This is a genomic window from Photorhabdus noenieputensis (assembly GCF_018448935.1).
Taxonomy (GTDB): Bacteria; Pseudomonadota; Gammaproteobacteria; order Enterobacterales; family Enterobacteriaceae; genus Photorhabdus; species Photorhabdus noenieputensis.
The window spans coordinates 1-5,598 of sequence record NZ_RCWC01000070.1 but is presented as its reverse complement, the minus strand read 5'-3'; the positions used below and the strand labels follow the sequence as shown (position 1 = coordinate 5,598).

6 protein-coding genes and 2 pseudogenes are annotated in these 5,598 nt (G+C 35.0%); all 8 read right to left on the bottom strand.

Going from position 1 to position 5,598, the window contains the following annotated elements; all coding sequences use genetic code 11:
• Positions 1 to 83: 83 nt before the first annotated feature.
• Positions 84 to 494 carry a hypothetical protein gene (locus tag EAE91_RS22820; RefSeq protein WP_214090457.1) on the bottom strand — a complete coding sequence of 137 codons (411 nt, stop codon included), beginning with the start codon at positions 492 to 494 and terminating at the stop codon, positions 84 to 86.
• A gap of 1,494 nt (positions 495 to 1,988) precedes the next feature.
• Complete coding sequence (locus tag EAE91_RS22815; protein ID WP_214090456.1) at positions 1,989 to 2,525, bottom strand: hypothetical protein; 537 nt, start codon at positions 2,523 to 2,525, stop codon at positions 1,989 to 1,991.
• Between the two features lie 8 nt (positions 2,526 to 2,533).
• Positions 2,534 to 3,126, bottom strand: a pseudogene (locus tag EAE91_RS22810) (AHH domain-containing protein); the annotation flags it as partial.
• Between the two features lie 84 nt (positions 3,127 to 3,210).
• Positions 3,211 to 3,612 carry a hypothetical protein gene (locus tag EAE91_RS24415; RefSeq protein WP_244869002.1) on the bottom strand — a complete coding sequence of 134 codons (402 nt, stop codon included), beginning with the start codon at positions 3,610 to 3,612 and terminating at the stop codon, positions 3,211 to 3,213.
• A complete protein-coding gene (locus tag EAE91_RS24410) occupies positions 3,609 to 4,001 on the bottom strand; it encodes a scabin-related ADP-ribosyltransferase (protein ID WP_422615667.1) in 393 nt (130 codons plus the stop codon). Before EAE91_RS24410 ends, EAE91_RS24415 begins: the two co-directional genes overlap by 4 nt.
• 3 nt (positions 4,002 to 4,004) lie before the next feature.
• Positions 4,005 to 4,199, bottom strand: a pseudogene (locus EAE91_RS25130) (RHS repeat-associated core domain-containing protein); the annotation flags it as partial.
• A 132-nt stretch (positions 4,200 to 4,331) separates the two neighbouring features.
• Complete coding sequence (locus EAE91_RS22795; RefSeq protein WP_214090454.1) at positions 4,332 to 4,763, bottom strand: SMI1/KNR4 family protein; 432 nt, start codon at positions 4,761 to 4,763, stop codon at positions 4,332 to 4,334.
• The coding region (locus EAE91_RS24405; RefSeq protein WP_280520306.1) for an HNH/ENDO VII family nuclease at positions 4,760 to 5,598 on the bottom strand (839 nt) is incomplete at its 5' end. The genes EAE91_RS22795 and EAE91_RS24405, both read right to left, overlap by 4 nt.

The following is a 5,598-nucleotide window of genomic DNA, read 5'->3' as shown; positions in this document are numbered from 1 at the left end:
TGGTAAACCGATTAAATAATCGCCCCCGAAAAACCCGGGGAGGGAAAACCCCGAATGAATTATTTAAAGGAATACGAACATGTTTACTTCCGGATTAACGATGTTGCACTTATTATGTGAATCCAAGAGTTATAATCATTTAACTTTACAACCTCTTCTATATCTCTTGGTTTTGTCAGTAAATCAATTACATCTAATTGAAATTCTTTAATCAAAAGAAGTAAGTTTAACTTTTTATTTTCTTCCTCCTGCAAAGTGTCATATATGAGATTTATCATACTGGAAAGTTTGGTTTTTTCCCCATCATGAGAATAAAAGAATATATCATCCCCCTCAATTTTAAATCTCGTATATGAGTCATAATCCATGCTTAATTCAAAAAGAAGAAAACGAAACATAAAATTTTTTGTTTCATCATCTATACTATGGTCATGATCGCCATTACAACAAGCTAATTGCAGGACATAATAAAATATAAATAAATCCTGATTCATTCTTTCTCTATTATTAATTTGAAACAGATAGGCTAATTTGGAAAATATTAATATGATCGATTCATATTCCACCTCATTGAACCCTTTCTCAATAAATTTTTTCTTCAATTTTTTCAATGATACAAGGTCATGCCAGCGAAAAAACATCTTCTATATAGAAGAGATCATCAAACTCTTTCTTGCAGGATCTGACATTAAGAAAGTTTTCTAGTTTGTACGAGAATATATTATAAATATTCATTTTATGGTTTCGGACATTTTTTCCACTTACCATCTTTTCCTCTGGTTTCTATTTGAATTGATTTAATAGTGAACTGCTTCTCTAAATCTAGTCATTAAATGTTGAATCTAGTTTTTGAGGGCAGTTCATTTATAATTTTATTAACTATTCTTCAAAAGAATAGGATTGAAAATAACTAATGTCTTTTTATCTTTTTTTATACCGCACGGCATAACTCCTTTTTTAAATATAGAAAATATTTCTTCTAATTTAGAGTCTTGATTAAAAGAAAATAAATATCGATAAATGCTTATCATATTTAACATGTAATTACATTCGTCATTTACTTCATTTAGAAAGTTATCGTATTCTATGTTATCAACTAACCCTTGTTTCTTTCTTGTAAGATATAGTTTTCTTTTTCTAATGTTTTCTTTAACTTGATCCTGGGTAGATATTTTTATTCTGTCAAGGATATCCTTTTCTGCTTTTTTATAATCCTCATGAAGATAAAACTCGGATACCAGATCAGAAAAAAATCACTCCAAACCATATAGTTACATGGTATGTCTTGATCGAAAAGAAGCTTTAATGCCATATCTTTATTATCAATAATTTCATATTCATTAAATTCTCCAATAGAACCGGATAAAAAATCCGAACTTTTAAAGAATTCAACGGGTTCCATATAAAAATTTATTATCTCACCCAGATTAAATTATCCTAAAATTTTACTCCAGAGATCAAAGGTGCTTTGTCTTACTTTTTAATTTACGTCTTTCCCCTGAATGTTAGTGTTATACCTATCTTTGGATCTAATAATATATCCATTCTGTATATCTTTTTTAGTTATAATTTTGTATGTGAGTCACTTGTTTCGATATGGTATTAATTGATTGATGTAAATTTATTTTATCCAGAGTATTGCATCAGTATATCCGTGATGATTACCTTGGTGTCTTGCCATTGCACTAACCCGTCGGCGTGGCATTCACCACGGTAAGAAAGAAGCCAGCCGGAAGTGATTCCGGTTTTTTACTGTTTTAGAGAGAAAGCAGAATAAAATATTGATTATATATTTAATATGAATCTTATATTTTTATGTATTATTATTTTATTTATCTTCTTATTTGTTTTATATTTTTATGATTTTAAGTTATATTTTTAATATATAAGATCAACTCTGTAAAATATTTATTTTAAGTATAAAAATAACAAAGTCGGAAAGATCACGGGGATCTTTCCGGCTTTTTCATGAGAGTATGTTTTCTATATCAACTAGTTTTTAATATCATTGGATTAAAAGCGACTATCTTTTTATCCTTAGTCATTCCGCATGGATACAACCCTTCTTTATATATCTCAAAGATCTTCTCTAAGATTGATTCCTTTTGTTCACCTAATATATACCTTTGAATAGATAACATGTTTAGTTGAGAATATACCTCATCTAAAACTTCAAAATAAAAATCATCATAGTCAGAGTTTTCTTTTTTTATTTTTTTCTTTCGATAGGCGATTGAAATTTTATCATAATGAACAGAAAACTCTTTACTTATATCATTTAAATATTCGTTAGCTTCATTAAATTCACTTCTTAACCTAAATTTACTTATAGAATTTTCAATGAGATCTAACCATACCAAATATCCATCGGGTAATAACTGTTCAAAAGATAAAGTGAGTGCTAATTCAGGATCATGAATTTCTAAATAACGACTGGATTGATTGCTAAGAACCCCTGAAAATAATTTTTCAGACAAAAGAAAAGCCATTGGTTCAATAACAAATTCTTTTTTTATATCAATCATATACACCTCTATTTATTAAATATATTATCCCACAATTCAAAAGCTCTTTGCTTGCCTATATCAGGATTCTTAGCAATATCTTTTGACCTAATTGGCATGCCATTCATCATTGCTTTCTTAGCCTTATTTTGTATGTCAGCAACTTGTTTTGCTACAACATTAGTAGGCTGGTTTAAATCAATTTTATTTAGAGCTTTTTCAACTGCGGCAGAATATCCATTATGGCTACCTCGATGTCTTGCCATTGTGCTAATTGTAGTAGCAACCTTTTTATCTTTGATGGGGTCTGGCTGCCTCAAAAATATTCCATTACTAGCATCATCAATATCATATCCAATTTTTTTCAAAGCAGGATGGTCTGATAGCTGTTTCGGGATGACATGGTGCGCTTCATGTCCCTTCCATGAAGTTGAGCGCGGCAATCCCATATCTTCCATCATGTTTTTACCCAGTTTAGTTGAGCACCCCGCTAACCCCAGAGGATCAATCTAATTGACCGGATCATGGACATACCCGTACGGGTTAATGCCACCACTAAGATTCAAAGGGTCCGGCGATAAGTACTGGCCGTATCATTATCGTAATATCTAAAGCGATTGTAGAGAGTGGATTAGCTGTCTGAACGAGTAATCCATAAGGCCGGAAGATCACTGAGATCTTTCCGGCTTTTTATTATTTACTTCAATTAAAATGATTTAAGCCATTCATAATGAAATTCTTTTTGTTCATCTGGATCAGTTACTAAATTTAAATCATCGAAATCAAATGTTTTGACTATATCTTCACGTGTGGCTTGTTTGCCTAATGTGCATTCATAGGCAACCATGCCTAAAGACATCTGTCTTGACATATTAGATGGATATACATTCCTTTTTGCACCTTTGCAAAGAAAGGTTATATCTTTTAACTCTTTCCTTGCTTTTGAAAAACAAGAGAAAAAATCAAAGTCACTAACTTCTACTCGACAAGTTCCATTTATGAGAATCTTCATGTGGCATTCAGAGTTGGATGAGGTAAGCAAATATAATTCGGCTTCCCCTTTATTACCGTTCTCTATTGTTTTAACTGTTATTTTTTTTATGCTCATTTCGGTCCATACCTTTGCGGGTTTAAGATACTATAATTAGCAAAATTACCAGAAGCATCAACAGGTGTTGCACCCAATATATTTTTAGGGCTAACTCCGCCAGGCACAGCAATTTCTAATTCTTTAGGGAATGGGGAATCTTTACCTAAAACGGCGTTTACATCTATGCCATTTTTCGTTTTCATAGCATATACATATCCATTCTCAGTATAAAATTGCGAGCCGTATTCAGCAGCCATATTAGGAGATTTTGTAGTGCTAATAAAATTACTAGGTGGGTCGTAATTATCTTTTGCATGTCTGTATAAGTCTGTGCTTATTCCCTGAGGCTGAAATCCTTCTTTGAAAACGACATCAGGTTCTCTGGAATCTCCCCTATAAGATACAATATCTGGACACTCTGTTAATCCCAGAGGGTCAATCCAGTTTGCCGGATTATGCACGTAACTATAAGGACTTACGCCACCCCTTAAGTTTAGCGGGTCCGGCGATAAGTACTGGCCCGTATCACTCTCGTAATAACGGTACCGATTATAAAATAAACCGCTTTCCCTGTCTTCATACTGCCCACAAAAACGCAGATTGCATTGACATGATAATCGGCATCATTTTAAGGCCGCAATAGGGCTGCTCCAATCAGCGCTGTCTTACCGTGGATATTCGCCACGGTAGATGTTAAGAAGGCTGGAAGATCTCAGAGATCTTCCAGCCTTTCATATTTATTTATATGACATCAATCGCTTATACAAAAACTCAATGAAATTGCTTGCATATAATTTATTTTCTGTTCCTAATGATACGTAAATTTCGACCAGATTATCTGTTTTGAAATAAAATTCTTCTCCGAAGTCTGTATTTGAGACAACTAATTTTCCTTCATTAAGGTAATTATTAGCTATTGTATTTTGATATACTAAATCACCACCAATAGCTTCCTCAAACGGAATGCAATATATGCTATATATCTCATCACCACATATATCACCACCACCAAAATTATTCAAAAACCATTTATAATCCTCAGGTAATGTTAGTGATAATGCTTTTTCTGTTTTATTTATCCATTCAGAAGAGGGGGCATCATCTGCACTTCCCATATTTAATAAATCGGGATGTTCCGCGAATAAATCTATTAATTCATCTCTGTTCATTTAAAATCTCCAGCTCTATTGCTCCAATACTGTTCTCGCCATTTATTAAATGTAGCTCGATCTATTCCTGAAGGAATCGTATTAGGATTTATATGAATTGCTTTGTGATTAACTTTATGGAATGTTTGGCTCATTTCAGCAATAGGACCGTTTTGAGTTTGTAACATATGATGTAAGTTTACAGCTTTTCCATCATGCCCAACAGGGGCCCTACCTGATGCCATTCGTTCAATATTAGTTCCTCGAATCACTTTTCCTTTATCTCTCCATGCCGACATATGTTGAGGATCAAACAAATCATCTCTTTGATATACCTTATTACCTTTAAATGTAATCGGGTCTGTTGGCCAATATTTTCTATTTTGACTATAACACCCGGCAAGACCCAGAGGATCGATCCAACCCGTCGGATTATGCACGTAACTGTAAGGATTTACTCCTCCTGCTAACCCCAAGGGGTCGGCACTCAGGTAACAACAGCCTTCCGGCAAATAATAACGGTGCCGATTGTAGCAAAGCCCTGATTCCTCATCAAAAAGTTGCCCGGCGAATCGGAGGCCCGGGTCCAGTTGCGGGTTCTCGCTGTGTCTGCCCAGCCGCAGCCCGTACAGAGACTGCTTCGGCCGTCGCCACACCCGTTTACCCGTCGGGTCGAACAGCGCCAGCGGCTCGCCGGTCGGGGCGCTGACCGCATACTGGGTCTGCACCTCCCCGGCCATCAGTTCCACCCGGTTGTCCAGATTCAGCGTAAACGCCTGCGTCTGCTGCGCTATCAGCTCCCAGCCGTCAAACACCAGATGGCGGATCATTTTCAGCCGGCCGTGCTGATACTCGC